We start from the raw sequence: 21,561 nt of genomic DNA, 5'->3' as shown, positions 1-21,561 counted from the left end.
TTAGCGTCCCCCCCTTCCAAACAGAACGATCTTCACCGTCTGAAAAATGATGGAGAGGTCAAAGAGAAGCGCCATGTTCTTGATGTAATAAAGGTCATACCTTAGTTTTTCCCGCGCATCCTCGACCGAGGCGCCGTAGGGATAGCGGATCTGGGCCCACCCGGTCACCCCCGGCTTTACGGCGAAGCGGAGCGCGTAAAAGGGGATTTGCTCCGAGAGCTGCGCGACGAAAAAGGGCCGCTCCGGCCGCGGGCCGACGAAGCTCATCTCCCCTTTCAAGACATTGAAGATTTGCGGGAGCTCGTCAAGCCGAAGCTTTCGCATAATCCGCCCGATGCGGGTCACGCGGGGATCGTCCTCCACCGCCCAGACCGGCCCGCTCACCGCCTCGGCGTCCTCCCGCATGGAGCGAAACTTGATCAGCATAAACGGCTTTCCCTCCTCCCCCACCCGCTCCTGCCGAAAGAAGATCGGCCCGGGTGAATCGAGCTTGACGAGAATCGCCAATAACATCATCAGCGGAAAGGTGAGGATCAGGATCGCCGAGGAGGCGAGAATACCGGTCAGCCGTTTGGTCCAACGGGTGATACCCGACTTGTTAAACCCTTCCGCGTAAATGAACCCGCTCGGCTTGGCGTCTTCCAGAAAAACCTTGCCGCTGATCTGCTCATAGAAACGGGTCCCCTCGATGAATTCAACCCCCTGCGCGCGGGCCCCCAGGATCTCTCGAATCGGCAGCCGGCCCCGCCGCTCGAGCGCGGCGATCACGACCTTGTCGACCCGCTCCTTTGCGAGGACCGCCTGGAGCTGCTCATAGGTTCCGATGATTTTCGGATTGATGAGACTCTGTCCGAGACGGCTTCCGTCTTCATCCAGAAATCCGACCACCTTCATCCCGAGCCCCTTCCGCTTCAAGACCTCCTGCGCCACAAGACGGGCCACATCCTGCGTTCCGAGAATCAAAATCCGGTCTTCCATTTTCTCCAGAATGCGGCTGTAAAAAGTCCGCCAGCCGAAGATCAGAAAGAGGCTCAGAATGACGGAGAGGCGAAAGCTCTTTCCGGGAGGAAACCAGGCCGGGAAAAGAGAGACCATTCCTCCGAAGACGATCAGACCGATTCCCCCGGCCCGGACCAGCCGGATCAGATGGACCCGGTCGGGAGGGAAAAGGGAAAAATCGTACAGGTCGCTGTAGTACAGGGTGAGATGGAAGATGGCGGCCAGGATCAGTCCTTGGATCAGGATCAGCCGCCCTCCCATTTGAAGCGGCTCTCCCGGAAGGGGAAAAATCAGAACACTGACGACAACGGCAAACCAGATCAGGAGATCTTCCGCCAAGCAGAAGAAGACGCTTCGGGTGGGGAGCGATCTGTTGCAGAACTTAATCATCGATTTCCCCTCTTCCTTCAATCGCGTGGGCCGAGTAGGTCTTTTGGTAGGTGGCGTAGATCCCCCCGTATTGCGAAGAGCGCTCGAAATCGACCCCGTTAAGGATCACGCCGACCCAATTCTGCAGATCGACGCTCTGCATCGCCAGAGAGAGTGTTTCCGTCGACGTCCTCCCGGCGCGGAGGACCAGAAGCGCGCCGTCGACCTTCCCCCCCAACACCGCCGCATCGGCGAGGGGGAGAATCGGCGGGGTGTCGAAGAGGACCAGATCAAACCGCTCCGAGAGGAGGGTGATCAGCTTGTCTGTCTTGGAAGAGCCGAGCCATTCCGACGAGGCGGCATTCGCTTTCCCCGCTGGAAGAAACGAGAGCGCGCCGGGGGGAAGGAGAGGATGCTCGATCGGAACGAGTGCCGTCTCCAGCGGGGTCCGTTCCTCCAGAACGTCGATGAACCCCTCCCGCATCCGCATCCCGAACAAACGATGAAGCGAGGGACGGCGCAGATCGCAATCAACCAGCGCCACCCGCCGGTCTCTCGATTGGGAGAGGCTGAGAGCGAGATTGGCGGTGGTCATCGATTTTCCTTCCCCGACCACCGGGCTGGTGACAATGAAGGTTCGAGCCCCTTTCTCTTGACACAGATGCTCCATTCGGGACCGGAGAACGCGGTACTGCTCCGACGCAATCGATTTTGGATCGGTCAACACCACCAGGTGTTCGTCAAAACGGGCACTTCCAAAAGATTTTCCGCGCATCTCGCTCTCCTCACCTCTCTTGAAAACCGATCGTCGCCGCATCCAAACGGCCGAGGCTCACCGGGTTTTGGTAAAAATAGAACAACGTCAGACAGATTAGGATCAGGCTGACCCCCCAGATGAGACGCCGCCGGATCCGGACCCTTCTCAAGTCCCCGGCGGTCTCCACCTGCGGAATGCAGACCAGGACCGGGAGGCCGACATAACTCTGAAGATCGCCCGCGTACCGGAACGTCCGGTCCGAGATCTCCGCCAGCACCGCCAGGCCGACGCCGGCGCCGAGGCCGATCAACGACCCGATCAGGGCGAAGAGGGTCCGATTCGGCTTGAACGGCTTCATCGGCAGGGTCGCCTCGTCGATGATCCGGGCCTCCGCATTCTGCAATTCAGGTTCGACCGGAGCGCGTGTCTCCGTCGTCGCCGCTTCCGCGGCGGCCCGCTTCTCCGCTCTCAACACCGCTTCCACCTCGGCGATTTTCTTTATCAGAGCAATCAATTCCGGATGCTCTTTCGTATAGGTCGCTTGAAGATCGGCCCGCTCGGTGTAGAGATCCTTCAGCCGGGTCTCCAGGAATTCGACTTGGGGGTTGACCGGGGCGACGGTGACCTGCTGCTGCAACAGGGAGATGAATTGTTTCGCAAGCCGATTGGTCGCGTTCATCACCTTTTCCGGCTCGGCGCCTTCATAGGAGATGCTGAAGACGTCGTTCGCCCGGATGTCGATCCGGATGTCTTTCCGCATCTGCTCGATGATTTCATCCGAGGTCCGCCGATCCACCTGATCGGCGTAAAGCGACTCGGCGTCGATGATCGGTTGCAAGAAAGTGCGGCTGTAGATCACCTCGCTGAGCGCCTTCAGACGATTTTCCATTCGGTGCAGATCGTAGGTCCGCGCCACCTGCTCGGGGAAGCGATGCGGCTGGACAAGGACCATCGAGGTGGCCTGATAGATCTTCGGCATCCGAAGCGCGATCACCACCGAGGCGACCGAGATGATCAGCGCCGTCAGCCAGATCCAGTGTTTCCTCCGATGAAACGATTCAAGAAGATAGCCGATTGAAAAGGAGCCCTGTTCACGCATTGTTGTCCCTTATACAAGTGCGGAGCACTGTGAGATGAATTTGAATGGCTTTCTACCGGTCCTGCCTTTCATTCCTCATTCCTAATTTTCTTTACGGCACCACCAACGTGTCCCCGGAAGCGAGAAAGAGCCGATCCTCCGAGATCCTCCCCTGGAGGATTTCGTCGTAGTTGACCTTGATCCAATGAGTTTCCTTTCCGTTTTTTCGAATAATCACCATCCGGTCCGGCGCCGCAAATTCATTAAACCCCTCCGCCATCGCGATGGCGTCGAGTACCGTCAGATCGCTGCGGAGCGGATAAATCCCCGGTTTCCTCACCTGCCCCAGGACGGAGACCTTCGAGCTGTTGATCTCCTTCACAATCACCGTCACCCCCGCCACTTCGACAAACTTTTCCAGCCGTGTCGAGATGATAGCGCGGAGATCCGACGGCGTTTTCCCGCTCGCCTGGATATCGTTGATCAGGGGAAGGGTGATCTTCCCGTCCGGCCGGACACGGAGTTCCCGGGAAAGCGACTCGTTTTTCCAGACGACGATTTGAAGCAGATCGTCCGGCCCGATCACATAGGAGCGCTCTTCAGAGGTCGGAACCCGTCTGAAATTCGGCACTTCGGTCATCTGATCGACACACGCGGTGAAGACCAAAGAAGAGAGCAATAAAGCCGCGATCAACATACCCGCGCGCATTCGAGGAGTCCCCCGGTTGGATGAAAAAAGATTAAGAAGAAGAGGTCTCGAGACCTCCCTCTTTGATTTTATAGAGCAAGGATCGATAGCTGATCTTCAAAATTTCGGCGGCCTTTCGCCGATTCCAGCGGGTCTGGTTCAACACCTTCCGGATGACCTCGCTCTCCAACTTCTTGGCCACGTCGCGGCTGACCTGCTTGAGGGAAAAGCCGGACGGATCGGTCTGTCCGTTCGAGAGGGTCCCTTTCGACAAGAGCAGCGGAAGATTGCAGTGCTCCTCACCCAAGATCACCACCCGTTTGATGAAGTTTTCAAGCTCCCGCACATTTCCGGGCCAGTCGTAGTGGATAAAGGCCGCCAAAATCTCCGGCGTGAGCGGCCGATAGGTTTTGTTGTACTCGTGGTGATACTGACGGAGAAAATACTCCGCCAACAACGGGATCTCCTCCTTCCGCTCCCGCAGCGGCGGAATTCGGATGGCGACGACGTTGAGCCGATAGAAGAGGTCATCGCGAAAGAGTCCCGACCGGACGGCCGATTCGAGATGGCTGCTCGTGGCGGCGATAATCCGGACATTGACCTTCTCGTTCTCCTCCCCCCCGAGACGGGAGAACTCGCCGGTCTCCAGGACGTGGAGGAGCTTGGCTTGGAGAGAGGAGTGCATTTCGCTGATTTCATCGAGGAAGATGGTCCCCTCGTGCGCCAGACCGAATTTGCCGGCCTTCCGTTGATAGGCGCCGGTAAAAGCCCCCTTTTCATATCCGAAGAGCTCGCTCTCGAGCAGTTCCTTCGGAAGGGCCGCGCAGTTGATTTTGACGAAGGGCATCTCGCGCCGTCTGGAATGGAGGTAAATCGCGCGCGCCACCACCCCCTTGCCGGTGCCGGACTCCCCCCGGATCAGAACGGTCACATCGGTTCCGGCGACCTGCTCGACGATCTTCTTGACCTCATTCATCGCCGGACTGCTGGAGGAGAGGAGCCACGAGGGCTGCTCTTTCGCAATCTCGTTCAAGGTGGCGATCTCGGAGACGAGATGATGCTCATCGATGATGTTCATCAACACGCTCTTCAGATCCTGCGCGTCGAACGGCTCGGACATGTAGTTCGACGCTCCCATTTTCATCGCGGTCACAATGTAGTCGATCTTTTTCTCTCCGACCACGATGACCGGGGTTTCTCCCTGCTCCTGTTTCAAGGAGTGGAGCCGCTCCCAAACAGGGGGCTCTTCTCCGCGCATATCGAGCAGAACGAGATCGGGCGCTTCGGAATGGATCGCCCGGCCCGATTCCAGAACCGCATACTTGAGGCGAACCAACATCAACTTAAGTTGAGCCTGTTTTTCCCACGGCCCTCCCAGGATGAGCACTTTCTTCTTCACGTTCACGGTCGCCTCGATTCGATCAAACGATGAGAATGGAACGATCCTTAAATTTTCCTACATGAGGAGCAAAAGCCATGCCGCATGCGGCATGGCAGCGGACCGCGTGAAACCCATCCGACGAATCTTTGCAAACCGATCGATCCACCGTTGTTTCATTTCTTGCACATCTTCTGCAAAGAGTTGCGAAAGAAGACAAGAAACGGAATAGAAGGTCAGAGATCAGGAACCATCAGGAAAAGAAAAATCCTTTTCTATCTGAATTCCGATTTCTCTATTTCGTATTCCGGATTTTATGGCGCGGGCGGATAGGTGGTATACGCGGTCAGGCCGATGAAGAAGCGGTTGTCATAGATATCGCGGACCCCCTCTTCGTGGAAGTTCTGACGGCGATGGGAGTAACTTGCCACCCCCTTGAGCCAGGAGGTGATTTCAACCTGCTCTTCGATCCGCAGCCAGAGGGTGTCGATGTCGGATCGCGTTGAGAGGATCGGTTGCTGGAAGGTCCAGGTCACCGCGAAGATCGAGTCGAACCACTGCGTCACATGGTAAGTGGCCGAGCCTGAAACCGTATCAGAGATGAAGGTCCCGGAGAGGCCGCCGACGACGGAGACGTCGCGAAGATAATCGGCGCGGAAAACCACCGTCGGGCTGTATCGCTGCTCGGCCCCCAAGCCGAGGAGCAGCTCGCTCTGCGCTTCCCCCCGGTCGATAATCACCACCCCGCCGGCCATGGCCCGCCCGGTCAACGTTTCGGTGAACCGATATTCCTCCCGGAGGCTCACTGTGTGCGCCTCGGTATGCCCCCGGTTCTCGAAGTAGAAATTTCTGTAACGATATTCCGGGAAGAGGGTGACCACCGGCGTGAGACGATAGACCAGGCCGCCGCGAAGCTCATCCTCGGTGACATCGATCAGGGTGGGGTCTTTAAACTGGGTGATCCGGTTGATCGCCTCTCCCTCCATCGTCAACCGGGGCGACACGCGATACCCCACTTTCAGCGAGAGGACGTTCGAATAATACTCGCTCCTTCGGAAGAGAAGATCGAGCTGCTCGGTCGGATCGTTCGAGTGAGTGAAGGCGTCGCGGAATTCAAAGGTCCAGACGCCCGAGGGCCGAAGGGTCAAGTGGGTGTCGATATTCTGGGCGCGATCGAAGGTCGACAAATCGGGATGGTCGCGGTAGAAAGCGAACTCCACTTTCAGATCGGTCACCCATTGCACCCGCTCCTGCTCCACCAGTAGATTGAACCCCGGCCGCACCCGCGTGATATGATCGGAGATCCGGTTCACAGCCCGGAGGAGGATATTGTCGTCGTATTCGTAGGTGAGTTCGAGCGAGGGGGTCCACCGAAGCCGCGGCGGCTCGGGATCCGAAGGGGGGATCGGATCACTCTCCAACGAGAGCTGGGCGGCGACCGGATCGGCCTGCAAAAGAAAGAGCGGCAGAAAAAAAAGTTGGAAAAAGAGAACAACCGCGGCGCGAGAAAAAATCAATCGCCCACAATGCCTCCATACCCCTCTCGCCGGAGCGAAGAGAGGCTCATTTCCAGACGCGTTTGCGCTCCTCATCTCACGATGATGGTATCGCCTGGATCGAGATAGACGTTTTGGTCGAGGTTTTCGCCGTTGACGAAGGCACGGTAGTCGAAACGATATCGCTGGCCGGTTCGCCGTTTCATGAGGAGGATATTGTTGGTCGTGGCAAATTCGGTGAATCCCTCCGCCATGGAGATCGCCTCCAGGAGGGTGGTTCTCCCCTTGAGGAGATAGACCCCCGGCTTCTTCACTTCGCCGAGCACGGAGACCTTGTAGTTGTTCACCTCCGAGACGATGACCGTGACGATCGGGTTATCGATGAATTGCTTCAACCCTTTGGCGATCATCTCTTTTAATTGCGACGGGGTGACCCCCGACGCCTGAAGATCATCGACCAGCGGCAAAGAAATTTTCCCGTCCGGACGGACCGGAAGTGTCTTTGAGAGGTGCTCATTTCTCCAAACGACGATCTGAATCACATCGCCGGGTCCGAGCACATATTCATCCGACCGCTTCGAGTCCGCTTTGGCCCCCATGTCCCCTCCGCGCTCGCCTGCGGACTGCGCGAAAGCGCTCTGAGCCGTGATAAAGAGCACTCCAATAAGAAAAAGAACCCACGATCCGTTGATCAACCTTCGCCCGAACATAAATCCCCCTCTGCAAGCGCCTATTTGTATAGGGGAGGAAAAGAGCAAAAGCTGTGCCTCAACAAAGCGGCATTCAGGATTGTAGAAACAAGGGAGGATGAATCAATCGATCCAAATGATGCAGAAGATTCGGAAAGAGGTGCAAAAAGATGCAACAATTTAATACTGACTTTTAAACGGGTTTGTTAAAAATGTGTAGAGACGTCCCGGCCCGACGTCTCTACCGCGATCGGCGACCGATTCATCATTGGCTTATCGATCGATGCCGTACTCCTTAATTTTATACTGCAGGGCGCGATAGCTGATGTTCAGCGTCTCCGCCGCCCGCTTCTTATTCCAGTTATTTTCGACCAATGCCTTGAAGATGGCGTCTCGCTCGACCTCGACCGTTTTTCGCTTGCTGATCTCTTTCAAAGAGAGCGGTTCGAGGGAAGGAGCCGCTTTTTCCGGCTCGGGCCGGGCCTCCGCCGGAAGGACCATCTCTTTGAGAACATATTTTTCATCTCTCAAGACCACCAGCCGGCGCATCATGTTTTCCAACTCCCGGATATTTCCGGGCCAGGAATAGCTCATGAAGGCCCCGAGAATCGTCTCCGGAACCTTTTCCATATCGCTGTCGTACTGCGCACGAAATTTCTTGAAGAAGTGCTGGCAGAGGATCGGAATATCCTCCTTTCGCTCTCTGAGCGGCGGCACGAGGATCTTGACCACGTTGAGCCGGTAGTAGAGATCTTCCCGGAATCGCCCTTCTTTGATCGCCCGCTCCAGATTCTGGTTGGTCGCGGCGACGATCCGAACGTCGACCTTTAAATCTTTTTTTCCTCCGAGCTTCGAGAACTCTCCGTCTTGGAGAACATGGAGCAGCTTCGCCTGCAGCCCCGGGCTCATCTCCGCGATTTCGTCGAGAAAGATCGTTCCGCCGTTGGCCAGCTCGAATTTTCCCATTTTCCCCCGCATGGCGCCGGTGAAGGCCCCCCGCTCGAATCCGAACAGCTCGCTCTCGAGCAGCTCCGACGGCAGGGCGGCGCAGTTCACCCGGACCATGATTTTGTCGCGCCGCAGCGATTGATCGTGGATGGCGCGGGCGATCAGCTCCTTTCCGACGCCGCTCTCGCCGAGGACGAGAACCGTGGCATCGGTTCCGGCGATCTTGCGGATCATCTCTTTAATCCGAATCATCTCATCGTTGATACTGATAAAATCGCTCGTTTTGTTGAGCTGATCCCGCAGATCTTCCACCTCTCGGACCAGCGTCATCTTATCAAACACTTTTTCGAGGGTAATCCCGAGCTCGTCATCCTCGAACGGCTTGGTCAGATAATCGGAAGCCCCCATCTTCATCGCCTTGACGATCGTGGCGGTCTGCCCGACCGCCGAGAGCATGATAACCGGCAAGGCTTCGTCCATCTCGCGGATTCTGCGGAGGGTTTCCAGCCCGTCGACCTGGGGCATCATCACATCGAGGATGACCGCGGAGGGGGAGAGCTGCTGCTTGATCATGCCGAGCGCCTCCTCCCCTCCTTCCGCGCAAGAGACCTCATATCCCTCCGAGGTCAAGAGCGTCGCGAGATAGCGCCGGACCGACTCCTCATCGTCCACCACCAGAACGTGCTTCTCTTTAGGACCTATTTCGGTGTTCATGGCTTCTCCTTCACACTTTCGCACTTGCACGCTTGCTTTGAGGCTCCCCCGCAGCAGGCTGCAAGGAGGCGACCCCCCAACGGGAATTCACAATCGGAGCAGAGAGGAGCGCCCCCGGCGCATCGTCCCCGCAAGAACTCACTCTTGTTTGGGAAGAGAGAAACTGAATTCCGTTCCGTGACCCGATCGACTCGTCACCCGAATTTTACTTCCGTGGCCTTTTACAATGTCCTGGGCGATCGCCAGCCCCAGCCCAAAGCCGCCATAACGGCGCGATTCGGACGACTCCACCTGATAGAAACGATCAAAAACCTTTCCTTGCTTTTCCGTGGGAATTCCGATCCCGGTGTCGGAGACCGAAATCAGAATTTTTCCTTTTTTCTGATCCTTGAACCGAACGGTAATTTTCCCCCCTTTGGGGGTAAACTTGACGGCATTCGAAAGAAGATTGTCGAACACCTGACCCATTTTTTTCCGGTGGCACCGAACCCAGCAGGGGGCCGGCCCGATCGAGGTCACGAGGAGGATCTCTTTTTCTTCCGCCTTGGGCCGGATCAGTTGCAGGCTTTCATCCAGAATTTCGACCAAATTCATCCGTTCGAGCAAGAGGGTCTGCTCGTTTGTCTCCAACTTCGAGAAATCGAGAAGATCGTCGATGAGGTCGAGCTGCTTGTGAATATTCCGAAGGGCAATCTCCAGATACTCTTTCTGAAGGGAGGCCAGCGGACCGGCTTTCCCTTTAAGTACCAAGCTGGTATATCCCTTCACCGCCACCATCGGCGTCTTGAGCTCATGCGAGACGTTCGAGAGAAGATTCGTCTTCATTTGGTCGAGGCTCTTCAACTCCCGGTTCGCCTCTTCCAAGGCCAGCTTCGTTTTGCGCAGGCTTCGATTCATCCACTTCAATTCTTCGAAGAGGCTGGCGTTCTGGATCGCCAGGGCCGCCAGATCGGCCAGGCCGACGACCAACCGGAAATCTCTTTTGGTGAAAGCCTGCGTCGCGATTTGGCTGTCGAGATAAAGCGCCCCGGCCAGCTGTCTCTGATAGGTCACCGGAACGGCCAAGAGCGTTTTGATCCGCAACCGCTTCAGGATCGGATGCGGCCGGGTTTCTTCCGCCTCGGCGTTCGGAAGGAGAACGATTTCCCCTTTTTCCAGTTGAGACGAAATCTCCTTGTCTTCGTTCAACAGGGCGGTCACGGCGTCGGCCCACTCCGGATCGGCCTCCTTTTCACCGGTCACCCGATGCGTCTCGCCTCCTTTATAGAGAAGAAAAAGACTCCTTGAAAAGCCGGTCAGGTGCGACGCCTCGCGAAGCACTTCATTGAGAATGGAATCGAGCTGAAGGGTCGAAATGAGGGTTCGGGCAATCTGATAGAGAACTTCAACCTCGGAGAGCCGTCGCTTCTCCAGCCCTTGGCGGATCGACGCCTTCAGCCCCTCGATGCCGAACGGTTTGACGAGATAAGCATAAGCGCCCCGGTTCAACGCCTCCACCGCCGACTCCAGCGATGCGTAGCCGGTCAGAAGCACCGTCACCGGCCTCGGCCAGAGTTTTTCGGCGTGGGCCAAGACATCCAGGCCGCTCATCCCCCTCATCTTCAGATCGGTCAGAATGAGATCGAAAGAGGTTCGCTCCATGGCCTGAACGGCCTCTTCGCCGCTGGAGACGGTCACCACCCGGTACCCCTCCAGCTCCAAAATGCTCCGGAGGGTTTCCAGAAGGGCCTCTTCGTCGTCCACCAAGAGGATCTTCTCGTTGAATTTTGCGGAGGGGGTCTGAATCATACGTCTTTGTCCTTGGATCCCTCGAATTTCTTTCGAAAGAACTTCATGAGCCGGCCCGGACGGCTCCGGATTTCATCCCATCAAGGGATTGAGAAGGGCCGATGCGTAGAGAAACAGCGCGGAGCAGGTTCCGATCCGGCCGCGTCGGCTGCACGTAAAGTCGAATTTCCTTGCTTTGAGGGTCGTCCTTGCCGGTTCCAGTGGAGGAGAGAAGAAACGGTTCATTGATATCGTGGGACAAGCCCCCTTCCCCTCGAAAAAAATCTAAATTCATTCTACTCTAAAAAAAATTTATGAATCAAGTTTTTTCCTGAAAGAGTTTTTGCATGAAACCTGCAAGCTTTTTCGCTCTCCCTAGGAAGACTTCCCTGATCGAACGATAAAGCGAGGACCTGCCGCAATGTCCTCCCCTATTTCCCCCTCTGGCATTTAATTTGCTCCTAGTCACGGCGACGCTTGTAATAAAGGCGGGCGTCTCGCTTCTAAAAAGGCAAGGCCAACTCTACATCTAAAAGAACGAAGGGAGGTGAGATTAGGATGAAAAAACGACTAATGATCGGAATCCTCGCCGTTGCCCTCATCGGAGCAGGCTCACTGACGCCGATTTATGCTGCGGGTGAGCAAGATCAGGGCGCGGCTCAGGGTGACCAAGGCGCCGGCGGCATGGCTCAGGGACAAAAACTGACCGGGGTCGAGGTCACCGAGATCAACAAGGATCAGGGGACCGTCCAGATTAAAAAGCAAGAGGGGGGTCAAGAAACCTTAAAACTTGATCCAAGCCAGAAGGCGCAACTAGATCAAATCCAGAAGGGTGACAAAGTGGATATCACAATGGTCGAACGCGGTGGTGAAAAAGTCGCAACCTCAATCTCGAAGAGCGGTTAGACCTTTCTGGTACAAAGAGGAAAGAGAGGAGCGATCCTCTCTTTCCTCTCCGCCTCCAACGAGGAGAGGACGGGACGCCGAATGGATCGATCCACTCTCTCCCGATTATTTCAAGTCCATTGGAAGGGCGTTCAGCGTCCTTCCCAGTCAGCCGGGGAAAACGTGCTTAAGAAGTTATCCGTTCCATATATGATCGTACTCCCTGTAGGTATCGTCTTATTTTATAGACCGATCTGGGGCCTTTCGGAGACGCTTTTCTTTCTCCTTGCTGGAACGTACCTCCTCATCGCCGCTGAAGTCGCGAAAAAGGGAGGCGCCGGGTGAACCGGCCGCCCCTCCTCCCGGATTCGGGAGACCCCTTCACAACCGATTCCATGAAAACAATGTCGAGAAAACCGCCCCCGAAGGTGGATACGTATTTCGTCAAGAAGCCTCCCGAATTCACCAAAGGGATGGCGCAGCAGCACTATCATGCGATGAACATCCTTCTTCGCGTGCCGCGGATCACCGGCAATCATGCCGACATGGAGATCTCCCTCACCACGCTGATGGATCTGGCCGCGGAGATTACGCCATACGATTGGGGACTTTTCTATCTCTGGGACGACAACAAAAACGCGCTTCAATTGCGGGTCTCGAGAGGCTTCGGGAAAAGCTTCCCCCCTCTCTTGGAGAAGGGGAATCTCATCGCACGGTGGACCTTCCAATATTCCAAGCCGATTTTTATCCGGGAAAACGCCGGCAAGGAGATGGAGCGCTATTTCTCGCTGCTCAAGACCGACTCCGTCATCTCCATCCCCATCCTGGTGAACAACCGGCTGATGGCCATTCTTCAATTGGGAGGATGCCGGCAGCGGCGATTCGCGGAAGAAGATGCGCTGCTGGTCTGGATGCTGGCGATGCAGTCGGAAACCCTTTTTCATAACAGCCAGACGGAGCGCGAATTCCTCCGCCGGATGGCGATGACCGACGGATTGACCGGCCTCTTCAATCGGCGCTATTTCGACGAGCAGGTCGACCGGGAGATCCAACGCTCTTATCGAACCGGCAAGCCGTTCGTCCTGATGATGATGGATGTCGACTTCTTTAAGAAATATAACGACCGTTACAGGCACCTGAAAGGAGACCAGGCCCTCCGGGAGATCGCCGTCATCCTGAAGGCCCGGCTCCGCCAAATCGACACGGTTTCCCGATTCGGAGGGGAAGAGTTTTCGGTCTTGCTTCCGGAGACCGATGAAGCCGGCGGCCTCGCCGTCGCAAAACATATCAGTTGCTCGGTTAAAAACCATTCATTCGTCGGAAAGGAGAAAAAACGCGACGTCAGGATGACCATGAGTATCGGCTGTTCGATCTTCCCCGTCGACGGGAAAGAAAAGGAGGAGCTGATTCATCGCGCCGATCTCGCCCTGTACCACGCGAAAGAATCGGGGCGCGACCAGGTCGTTCTCTTTTCGCAACTCAAGGGCAAACCATACGATCAACAACTCAAGGAGGAACAAAATGTCTTCTAAAACCAGCATAAAATGGTTTTGGCACTTCATCCTCTTGTTCGCGATGATCGCGACAGGATTCGGATGCGGAAGTGGTGGGGGGGGAGGCAATAGCAACAAACCGGACGCTTCGGCGCCTCGGTTTACCGGTTTGGAGGGTGCCACATCCGATAATAACGGAAATGTGGTTTTAACCGCACCCGAAGCGACGGACGATCAGTCTTCCGCAGCAGAGATGAGCTATCTCATCTATGTCGCAACCTCGCCGGAGGGGGTTCAGCGAACCGGAGAAACCCCTTATGTTTTCACAGGAGCGGACGTTTGCACCGGCGGACAGTGCGCCTTCACTTTGACCGATCTAACGAAAGACGGCACGACGACCTATTATTTCGGCAGCCACGCGAGAGACGCTTCCGGAAAACTGGATGAGGATGCGCATCCGACGGAAGGGACTCTACAGGCAACCCCTTTGGTCGTGGCGGTCCTGCCACCGCCGGGCAATAACGGCGGGGGGGGGGTCATCGCCTCGTCCAGCCTGAACATCGATCCAGCGCTTCACGCCGTCCATCCTGCGCTTGCGGTCGTCGGCGAGCAACGTTATGTGATTTGGGAGGAATGTACTCCGGCCCTCCCCGGCGCAAACGGCTGGGAAAATGACCACCCGTGTGATCACGCCACGCCTTCCAAAATTCACATTCGCCAAGGTGCCAACTGGGACCTTCTCACCGATCAGGCATTGGGCGGACGCTCCGATCTGACCCAAAACCCCTCCAGTCACGGTCACAATCCGACGCTTGCTTACGACGGAGCGACGCTTTATGCCGCCTGGAAAGAGCGTGGAACACCGAGCAACCTTTTCGTAAGAAAATTCGATCAGGCGGGATGGAGCGACACCGGCTTTCCCGACACCGAAAGTGACGACCGACCGGCGCTGACGCGGCATCCTCTCCTCGGGAATGTCCTCGGGATGGCCTACGAACGTTCCTCACCCACGCCGCCGGGTCAAAAACATCTCCTTTTCAGGCAGATGAATGGTGGATGGCAATCGAACATCGGTCCGCTGAACCAAAACGCCGGCTTTTCGGCCGAAGCGCCGATCTTCTCTAAAAAAGGGGATCAGTTGTACATCACCTGGAAGGAGAACACGACCGCTGCACCCGGTACTCCGAATGTCTTCGTGAAACGATGGAACAACGGGTCATCGACCTGGGAAGCAGTCGGCTCCGGACCACTCAATCTCAACCCGGCGATGGAGGCGCGTTATCCGAGTATCGACGTATCAGGGAATGTCCCCTATGTCGCCTGGCATGAGTGCTCCGACGCCGGCTGCGGAAGGGAGCATATCTTTGTAAAACACTGGGATGGAAGCCAATGGATCCAGGACAAGGATACAGGAGCCTGCGGCGCCGACCCGAACTGCGGCAGTTTAAACGTCAACAGCCGCTTCGCCAAAACTCCTTCTCTGGCCGTTCACAACGACAAGGTTTATGTGGCTTGGTCGGAGCGGGATTTCGTCACAAATAAATTCGCCGTTCGGATCAAGCGGCTCGACGGGAACACATGGGTTCCGTTGACCTTACCCCAGGAGCTGTTCGTGAATAACGCCCACGCTCCGATCCTCTATGCAAACGGCTCGCTCCATATCGCCTGGGTAGAGGAGAACGAAGCCGGAGTGTTGCAATTGATTGTCGCAAAACTCGGGTAATCCCATCTCATGTGATGCCGGACTTCGTCTTGAGGTCCGGCATCACTATTTTCATTCTTAGACGATTATCTATGTGATTGGTGTCGTCTCTGGAACACGCACAGCAGAATAGTCCGAAAGACCCATCCCGGCCGACTCAATGGTAGGTCCTTTTATCTATTGAACATCCGACACTCCCCACGCTAAGATACCCACTAATCCTTTGACAAAAAACATAAATTATGAAAGAATAGCGCCTCGCTAACGCGCCAGAAATTATTAACAACGGCGATTGATTTAGGCTGGTTTATTGACATGACTGTAGCCCCGCCCATCAATTACATTCCTATCTTTATCTTCATTATGGCTTCGATCGCTTTTGGGGTCGGAACGCTGGTGATCAGCTATTTTGTCCAACCGCGGGTCTACAACAAAGAGAAGCTGACCACCTACGAATGCGGCAGCGAGCCGATCTCCGACGCCCGGATGCCTTTCCCCGTTCGTTACTACATCATCGCCATGCTTTTCGTGATCTTCGACATCGAGATCGCCTTCCTCTACCCTTGGGCGGTCGCCTTCAACAAGCTCGGCCTGTTTGGACTCATCGAAATGGTGATTTTTATCGCCCTTTTTCTAATTGGGTATATCTACGCCTGGAGAAAGGGAGGACTGGAATGGGATTAACCGGAAAATTCGAGGCGAACTTCATCACGACGACCCTCGACCAAGCGGTCAACTGGGCCCGGAAAGGGTCGCTCTGGCCGATGACCTTCGGGCTCGCCTGCTGCGCGATCGAGATGATCGCCGCCGTCGCCTCGCGATACGACATCGACCGCTTCGGAGCGGGCGTTTTCCGCGGCTCTCCCCGGCAGTCGGATCTGATGATCGTCGCCGGAACGGTCTGCCGGCGGATGGCCCCGGTCATCCGGAAAGTCTACGATCAGATGCCGGAGCCGAAATATGTCATTTCGATGGGCTCCTGCGCCACCTCGGGGAACATTTATAACAGCTACAGCGTGGTGCAGGGGGTCGATCGCTTCGTTCCGGTCGATATCTACGTCCCCGGCTGCCCGCCAACCCCGGAAGCCCTCTTAGAGGGCGTTTTACGGCTCCAGGACCAGATTATGAAGAAGAAGGTCTTCACCAAATGAACACGAACAGCACGCCGCAGACTCCCCAGCCTGATGGGGAGTCAAGGGGGGCGATTACAAATGATCAAGGTTCCGCCCGGGTCGAAGAATCCTCCCAGCAAGCTGGGAGGTTCTTCAAAATTCCGTCGGGAATGGAAGATGGCGGAGAGCACCCGGTGGCCCGGAAGGTCCAGGCGCAGTTTCCCGCCGCGTTTATCGGCGCCACCCTTTTTCGAGGCGATCTCTCGATTCACCTGAAGAAAGAGGGGCTGTTCGAGGTGGGCCGGCTGCTTCGAGACGATCCGGCGCTCGATTTCGATTATCCGGTCCATGTCGCCTCCGTCGATCATATGGGGGAGCGGGAGCGGTTCGAGGTGGTCTATGAGTTTTTCTCCATTCGGAAGAAGCATCAGGTTCGCCTGAAGACGCGGGTTTCGGAAGAGGACTGCACCGTCGACGCGTTGACCCCCCTCTGGGAAGGGCTGAATTTCATGGAACGGGAGGTCTACGACATGATGGGGATCAAGTTCAATAACCATCCCGATCTCCGCCGGATCCTCCTGCCGGATGAATATGACGAGGGCTATCCCCTTCGGAAAAACTTTCCGATCGAAGGGCGGGGCTGGCGCGATACCTTTGAATTTTTAGAGTCGTAGGATTTGTAGGGGCGATCCTTGTGATCGCCCTCTCATAATCGAAATTGGGCGAATACAAGATTCGCCCCTACCACACCAGACAACGATATGGATGTAAAAGAAACAACCCCGGTAACCGAGCAGAAAGCATCGCTCCCTCTTTTGAGGACGGAGGAGCTCCTCCTCAATCTGGGGCCGCAGCATCCGTCGACCCACGGCGTGTTGAAAGTCGTCCTCACCCTCGAAGGGGAGAAGATCATCAAGTCGGAGCCGGTCCTCGGCTTTTTGCACCGCGGCGTCGAGAAGATCGCCGAATCGATCACCTATAATCAGTTCATCCCCCACACCGACCGGCTCGACTACGTCTGCGCGATGTACAACAACTTCGCCTATGTCCGGGCGGTCGAGAAGCTTTTGGGCATCACCATTCCGGAGCGGTCGGAATATCTTCGAACCATCGTCGCCGAGGTGCAGCGGATCATCGGCCATCTCTTCTGGCTGGGGACACAGGCGCTCGATATCGGCGCGATGACCGTCTTCTTTTATACCTTCCGCGAGCGGGAAACCCTGCTCGACATTTTCGACGAGCTCTGCGGCGCGCGCCTGACGACCAGCTGGTACCGGGTCGGCGGGGTCGAGCGCGATTTTACGACGAAGATCATCGACGACCTCTACCGGTTCATCGCCGATTTCCCTTCGAAGATTGTCGACTATGACACCCTGTTGGCGAACAATCGGATCTGGCTCGCCCGGACGAAGAACATCGCCGTCATCTCGGGAGAAGACGCGGTTCGCTACGGCCTCTCCGGATCGACCCTCCGCGGCTCCGGCGTCGACTACGATCTTCGGAAGATCAGCCCGTACGGGGCCTACGACAAGGTCAAGTGGACCGTCCCGATCGGAAAAAACGGCGACACCTACGACCGCTACTGGGTCCGGATGATGGAGCTGCACGAGAGCACCAAGATCATCAAGCAGTGCCTCGATCAGCTTCCGCAGGGAGATTACAAAGCGTATGTCCCGCAGGTGGTCGCCCCGCCGAAGGAGCGGGTCTTCACCGACATGGAGAGCATGATCTATCAGTTCAAGCTCTACAGCAAGGGCTTCAACGCCCCGCCGGGAGACATCTATTGCGGCACCGAAGCCCACAAAGGAGAGCTCGGCTTTTACATTTACAGCAAAGGGGACAGCAAACCCTATCGGATGAAGATCCGGGCCCCATCCTTTATCCACATGGGGGCGTTCGACCACATGGCGAAAGGCTATATGATCGCCGACGTGATTACGATCTTCGGCACCTACGACATCGTGATGGGAGAGTGCGATAGATAAGTTCGAATGCAGAGTGCGGAGTGAAGGAATTAAAGACAAGGTGACAGCATGAGCGACGAAACCAAAGCGAAAATTGAGCTGCCGACCGCCCCAGAACCAGAGGCGGCCCCGGCCAAAAAGATGTTGGACGTGACGATTGACGGGAAAAAGCTCTCCGTTCCCGAGGGCTCCCTCCTGCTCGATACCATCCGGGGCCTCGGGATGGAAATTCCGGCGATGTGTTATCACTACACCTTCTCCTCGTTCGGCTCCTGCGGCGTCTGTCTGGTGGAAGTGGAAGGGAAGAATAACAACGTCCGCTCCTGCACCGCCAAGATCACCCAAGGAATGGTCGTGAAGACCAATACCGAGAAGATCGTCGATGCCCGGAAAAAGGCGATCGAAAAACATCTGATCGTCCACCCGCTCGACTGCCCCGTCTGCGACGCCGACGGCAAGTGCGAATTGCAGGACATGGCCTACGACCTCGGCGTCTATGACATCAAGAAAGGGACCCGGAAGGAGATCCCGGAAGACACCCGAAGCTTGGTACTCGACTTCAACATGAACCGCTGCATCCTCTGCGGGCAATGCATCAACGTCTGCAAAGAGGTCCAATTGGTCGATGCCCTCTGCTTCTACAAGAAGGATGGGAAGACCCACGTCGGCGCGCACGACGGGGTCCCCCTCTACTGTGAATTTTGCGGCGACTGTCTGGCGGTCTGCCCGGTCGGCGCGATCGTCAGCCGGTTTTCCAAGTACTCGTTCAAGCCGTGGCAGCTGAAGAAAACCGTGACCACCTGCGGCTACTGCTCCGACGGCTGCACGCTGCACCTGGAGAGCGAGGCGCAAAAAGTCGTTCGGGTCACCTCCAAGCTGTCGTATCTGAGCAAGTTCGGCCAAGAGGTCGAGCTGGGAGATGATCATGGCGGGACCTGCGTCCGGGGCCGGTTCGGATTCCAGTACACACAGAACGAATCGCGCCTCTCACGGCCGCTGATGAAAACCGACGGACAGTGGTCCGAGGTCCCCTGGTTCAAGGCGACGGCGATGATCGGCAAACGGTTGATGGAAATCAAAACACAGCACGGCGGGGAGGCGATCGCCGGCCTGATCACCGGCCGCTGCACCAATGAAGATGTCTATCTCTTCCAGCGCCTGATGCGGTCGGTGCTGGGGACCAATAACATCGACACCGCCGCCCGCTACGGCCATATGAACTCGGTCACCGCACTGCAAAAGACGATCGGGATCGGCCAGGCGACCACCTCCGACAAGGCGATGACCCTCTCGGATGTGATCTTGGTGATCGGAAACGACATGACCGAGACCAACCCGGTCACCGCGCTCCGTCTCAAAGAGGCAAAAGCAAGATTCGCGGCCAAGCTCATGGTCGCCCACAACTTCCAGACCAACCTGATGGCGCTGGCAAGCCACTCGCTGCAGTATACGGTGGGTGGCGAAACGGCGTTGATTCAGGGATTGGTCAAGTCGATCCTTGACAAGGGGCTCGCCTTCCCCGCTTTCGTCGAGAAATACCCCGCGGCCTATGAAGCGCTTCGTCAAAGCGTCGCCGGACTTTCCGAGGAAAACCTGGCCCGCGAAAGCGGATTGCCCTGGGAGAAGATCGCCGAGGCGGCCGAGCTGCTGGCAAAATCGAAACGGGGGACGTTGATCTGGGGCGAAGGAATCGTCTCCAAAAAAGAGGGCTATCACAATGCGCTCCGGCTGATCGATCTTGCCCTGCTGACCGGCCTGCTGGAAAAAGAAGGGGCCGGGATTCTGCCGATCTGCGAAGAGAACAACGAGCAGGGGGCGGTCGACATGGGAGCGGTTCCCGAATTTCTCCCCGGCCAACGCCCGTATGCCTCCGAAGCGGACCGGGAGCGGTTTCGGTCGGCCTGGCACACCGAGCTTCCCGAAGGAATCGGCGCTACCCTCCCCGAAATTTTGGAGCGGGCCGAACGGGGGGAGATCAAGGCGCTTTATCTCGTTGGAGAAAATCCGCTCGGGACCCTGCCGAATGCGATGCGGGTCCGCCAGGCGCTGGAAAACGTCGACTTCATCGTCTGCCAAGATCCTTTTATGACCGAGACCGGCGAAATGGCCGACTTCGTCCTCCCGGCCGCGGTCGCCGCGGAGAAAGAAGGGACCTTTACCGACGTGGAGGGGAAGATCCGCCGCGTCGCGCAAGCGTTCGACCCGCGCGGCGAAGCGCGCCCCGACTGGAAGATCTTCTGCGATCTCGCGAAGGGGATGAACCACCCGCTCCAATACAAAGGACCGGAAGACATCGCCCAGGAGATCGCAAAGCTCGTTCCCGGCTACTTCCGCGATGAGCGCCCGGCGCCGCGTCCGGAACGTTATTCAGACGGTGCCTTTATCGCCGAGATCGCCGGACGATACCGCGCGACCGAACGGAAAAAAGAAGCCGCCTTCCCCTTCTCGCTCGAATTAATCCAGGTCCTCTACCACTCCGGGAAGCTCTCCACGCGCGATCCCGGCCTGATGAAGATCGAAGACAGGGCGGTCCTTTACATCGGCGCGGCCGATGCCGAGGCGATGGGGCTGAAGACAGCCGACACGGTGAAGATCAAATCGTCGCTCGGCCAGGTCGAAGTTCCGGTGGAAGTGTTGGAGTCGCTCCCGAAGGGGGTGGTCCACTTCCCGAACCACTTCAACCGGCCCAACGTAAAAGACCTTCTGACCGGCACGATCGATCCGGCGACCCACGTCCCCTATTTCAAACAGGGAGAGGTGGCCCTGGAGAAGGTCTGGAAGATTCAATTGACGGTCATGCCGGCGGAACCGGCGGCAGAAGAGACGAAATAACGTAGGGGCGTGATTCATCACGCCCTACAGCAAGCGGAGAATCCGTGAAATTCACCGAGCTGCTCGACAAAATTATTTTCAAAGAAATTCTGAAGGGGCTGAAACTCACCTTCACCCACATGTTCGTACGGGAGGTGACGCTCCAATATCCCCATCAGAAGCTCGCCCTGCCGGACACCCACCGGGGCGCCCTTTGCCTGCTGAAATATGAAGACGGCGCCGAGCGCTGCGTCGGGTGCGATCTCTGCGAGGCGGCCTGCCCCTCTCACTGCATCAAGGTGGTCAGCGCGGAGGTCCAGGACGGTCAGGTCCTCCGGCGGATCGCCACGGCGTTCGACATCGATATCACCAAGTGCGTTTTCTGCGGCTTCTGCGTGGAGGCCTGCCCCGTCAACGCCCTCGGGATGACGAAGCTTTATGAATATTCGACCGACAATAAAAGAAACTTGATCTTCGACAAACCGAAGCTGTATGAGATCGGAGAGAAGTACCACGCCGAGGCAAAGGCCTATCTCGTGGCGCACAACCAAGAAAAAGCCGACGACAGCGCCCGCGAATATCGGTATAAATTCCCGGCCTATGTGAACGGAGAGACACAGGCCCCTGCCGCCGGCAAAGCGAGCGGCCAGGAGGCAGCGGCCGCCGACCCGAAGCCGGAATCTCCGGCGCCGGCCTAGGAGGACGATCGAA

At 56.8% G+C, this 21,561-nt stretch carries 18 protein-coding genes; 9 read left to right on the top strand and 9 right to left on the bottom strand.

Features of this window, described 5'->3' with window-relative positions; translation table 11 throughout:
- From MCM46_13430 to MCM46_13390, 9 genes are all read right to left on the bottom strand, one after another.
- A complete protein-coding gene (locus MCM46_13430; protein ID MCG3112812.1) occupies positions 1-1,389 on the bottom strand; it encodes a TIGR03013 family PEP-CTERM/XrtA system glycosyltransferase in 1,389 nt (462 codons plus the stop codon).
- On the bottom strand, positions 1,382-2,143 hold the full coding sequence (locus MCM46_13425; GenBank protein ID MCG3112811.1) for a CpsD/CapB family tyrosine-protein kinase: 762 nt from the start codon (positions 2,141-2,143) through the stop codon (positions 1,382-1,384). Before MCM46_13425 ends, MCM46_13430 begins: the two co-directional genes overlap by 8 nt.
- A gap of 10 nt (positions 2,144-2,153) precedes the next feature.
- Positions 2,154-3,224, bottom strand: a complete 1,071-nt coding sequence (locus MCM46_13420) for a Wzz/FepE/Etk N-terminal domain-containing protein (protein MCG3112810.1) — start codon at positions 3,222-3,224, stop codon at positions 2,154-2,156.
- A 91-nt stretch (positions 3,225-3,315) separates the two neighbouring features.
- A complete protein-coding gene (locus tag MCM46_13415; protein MCG3112809.1) occupies positions 3,316-3,912 on the bottom strand; it encodes a polysaccharide export protein in 597 nt (198 codons plus the stop codon).
- A 31-nt stretch (positions 3,913-3,943) separates the two neighbouring features.
- On the bottom strand, positions 3,944-5,290 hold the full coding sequence (locus MCM46_13410; protein ID MCG3112808.1) for a sigma-54 dependent transcriptional regulator: 1,347 nt from the start codon (positions 5,288-5,290) through the stop codon (positions 3,944-3,946).
- A 293-nt stretch (positions 5,291-5,583) separates the two neighbouring features.
- The gene (locus MCM46_13405) at positions 5,584-6,786 is read right to left on the bottom strand and encodes a hypothetical protein (protein MCG3112807.1); all 1,203 of its coding nucleotides are present in this window, start codon (positions 6,784-6,786) and stop codon (positions 5,584-5,586) included.
- 71 nt (positions 6,787-6,857) lie between these two features.
- Positions 6,858-7,475, bottom strand: coding sequence for a polysaccharide biosynthesis/export family protein (locus MCM46_13400; GenBank protein MCG3112806.1), 618 nt, complete (start codon positions 7,473-7,475; stop codon positions 6,858-6,860).
- Between the two features lie 252 nt (positions 7,476-7,727).
- The gene (locus MCM46_13395; GenBank protein MCG3112805.1) at positions 7,728-9,116 is read right to left on the bottom strand and encodes a sigma-54 dependent transcriptional regulator; all 1,389 of its coding nucleotides are present in this window, start codon (positions 9,114-9,116) and stop codon (positions 7,728-7,730) included.
- 138 nt (positions 9,117-9,254) lie between these two features.
- Positions 9,255-10,904 (bottom strand): ATP-binding protein, encoded by a 1,650-nt coding sequence (locus tag MCM46_13390; protein ID MCG3112804.1) that lies wholly within the window; start codon positions 10,902-10,904, stop codon positions 9,255-9,257.
- Positions 10,905-11,441: 537 nt separating this feature from the next.
- Here MCM46_13390 and MCM46_13385 point away from each other — a divergent pair.
- The 9 genes from MCM46_13385 to nuoI all read left to right on the top strand — a co-directional run bounded on the left by MCM46_13385 (position 11,442) and on the right by nuoI (position 21,548).
- Positions 11,442-11,789 (top strand): hypothetical protein, encoded by a 348-nt coding sequence (locus tag MCM46_13385; GenBank protein MCG3112803.1) that lies wholly within the window; start codon positions 11,442-11,444, stop codon positions 11,787-11,789.
- A 320-nt stretch (positions 11,790-12,109) separates the two neighbouring features.
- Complete coding sequence (locus MCM46_13380; GenBank protein MCG3112802.1) at positions 12,110-13,300, top strand: sensor domain-containing diguanylate cyclase; 1,191 nt, start codon at positions 12,110-12,112, stop codon at positions 13,298-13,300.
- A complete protein-coding gene (locus MCM46_13375) occupies positions 13,290-14,984 on the top strand; it encodes a hypothetical protein (GenBank protein MCG3112801.1) in 1,695 nt (564 codons plus the stop codon). Before MCM46_13380 ends, MCM46_13375 begins: the two co-directional genes overlap by 11 nt.
- A 294-nt stretch (positions 14,985-15,278) precedes the next feature.
- Positions 15,279-15,647, top strand: a complete 369-nt coding sequence (gene ndhC / locus MCM46_13370) for an NADH-quinone oxidoreductase subunit A (GenBank protein MCG3112800.1) — start codon at positions 15,279-15,281, stop codon at positions 15,645-15,647.
- Positions 15,638-16,114, top strand: coding sequence for an NADH-quinone oxidoreductase subunit B (locus tag MCM46_13365; protein MCG3112799.1), 477 nt, complete (start codon positions 15,638-15,640; stop codon positions 16,112-16,114). Before ndhC ends, MCM46_13365 begins: the two co-directional genes overlap by 10 nt.
- A gap of 155 nt (positions 16,115-16,269) precedes the next feature.
- Positions 16,270-16,749 carry an NADH-quinone oxidoreductase subunit C gene (locus MCM46_13360; GenBank protein ID MCG3112798.1) on the top strand — a complete coding sequence of 160 codons (480 nt, stop codon included), beginning with the start codon at positions 16,270-16,272 and terminating at the stop codon, positions 16,747-16,749.
- An 87-nt stretch (positions 16,750-16,836) separates the two neighbouring features.
- Positions 16,837-18,060 carry an NADH dehydrogenase (quinone) subunit D gene (nuoD, locus tag MCM46_13355; GenBank protein ID MCG3112797.1) on the top strand — a complete coding sequence of 408 codons (1,224 nt, stop codon included), beginning with the start codon at positions 16,837-16,839 and terminating at the stop codon, positions 18,058-18,060.
- Between the two features lie 48 nt (positions 18,061-18,108).
- Positions 18,109-20,871, top strand: a complete 2,763-nt coding sequence (locus MCM46_13350; GenBank protein ID MCG3112796.1) for a molybdopterin-dependent oxidoreductase — start codon at positions 18,109-18,111, stop codon at positions 20,869-20,871.
- 44 nt (positions 20,872-20,915) lie between these two features.
- Entirely contained in the window at positions 20,916-21,548 is a 633-nt protein-coding gene (nuoI, locus tag MCM46_13345; GenBank protein ID MCG3112795.1) for an NADH-quinone oxidoreductase subunit NuoI, read from the top strand.
- Positions 21,549-21,561 lie beyond the last annotated feature (13 nt).

Source organism: Candidatus Manganitrophus morganii, from assembly GCA_021651055.1.
Lineage (GTDB): Bacteria > Nitrospirota > Nitrospiria > SBBL01 > Manganitrophaceae > Manganitrophus > Manganitrophus morganii.
This window is presented reverse-complemented; position numbering and strand designations above follow the sequence as displayed.

Excerpts from the sequence above, each read along its gene's own strand:
- ndhC (MCG3112800.1), top strand. The coding sequence starts at position 15,279 with ATGACTGTAGCCCCGCCCATCAATTACATTCCTATCTTTATCTTCATT.
- MCM46_13385 (MCG3112803.1), top strand. The coding sequence starts at position 11,442 with ATGAAAAAACGACTAATGATCGGAATCCTCGCCGTTGCCCTCATCGGA.
- MCM46_13420 (MCG3112810.1), bottom strand. The coding sequence starts at position 3,224 with ATGCGTGAACAGGGCTCCTTTTCAATCGGCTATCTTCTTGAATCGTTT.
- MCM46_13400 (MCG3112806.1), bottom strand. The coding sequence starts at position 7,475 with ATGTTCGGGCGAAGGTTGATCAACGGATCGTGGGTTCTTTTTCTTATT.
- MCM46_13430 (MCG3112812.1), bottom strand. The coding sequence starts at position 1,389 with ATGATTAAGTTCTGCAACAGATCGCTCCCCACCCGAAGCGTCTTCTTC.
- MCM46_13350 (MCG3112796.1), top strand. The coding sequence starts at position 18,109 with ATGAGCGACGAAACCAAAGCGAAAATTGAGCTGCCGACCGCCCCAGAA.
- nuoD (MCG3112797.1), top strand. The coding sequence starts at position 16,837 with ATGGATGTAAAAGAAACAACCCCGGTAACCGAGCAGAAAGCATCGCTC.
- MCM46_13425 (MCG3112811.1), bottom strand. The coding sequence starts at position 2,143 with ATGCGCGGAAAATCTTTTGGAAGTGCCCGTTTTGACGAACACCTGGTG.
- MCM46_13395 (MCG3112805.1), bottom strand. The coding sequence starts at position 9,116 with ATGAACACCGAAATAGGTCCTAAAGAGAAGCACGTTCTGGTGGTGGAC.
- MCM46_13375 (MCG3112801.1), top strand. The coding sequence starts at position 13,290 with ATGTCTTCTAAAACCAGCATAAAATGGTTTTGGCACTTCATCCTCTTG.
- MCM46_13415 (MCG3112809.1), bottom strand. The coding sequence starts at position 3,912 with ATGCGCGCGGGTATGTTGATCGCGGCTTTATTGCTCTCTTCTTTGGTC.
- MCM46_13390 (MCG3112804.1), bottom strand. The coding sequence starts at position 10,904 with ATGATTCAGACCCCCTCCGCAAAATTCAACGAGAAGATCCTCTTGGTG.
- MCM46_13365 (MCG3112799.1), top strand. The coding sequence starts at position 15,638 with ATGGGATTAACCGGAAAATTCGAGGCGAACTTCATCACGACGACCCTC.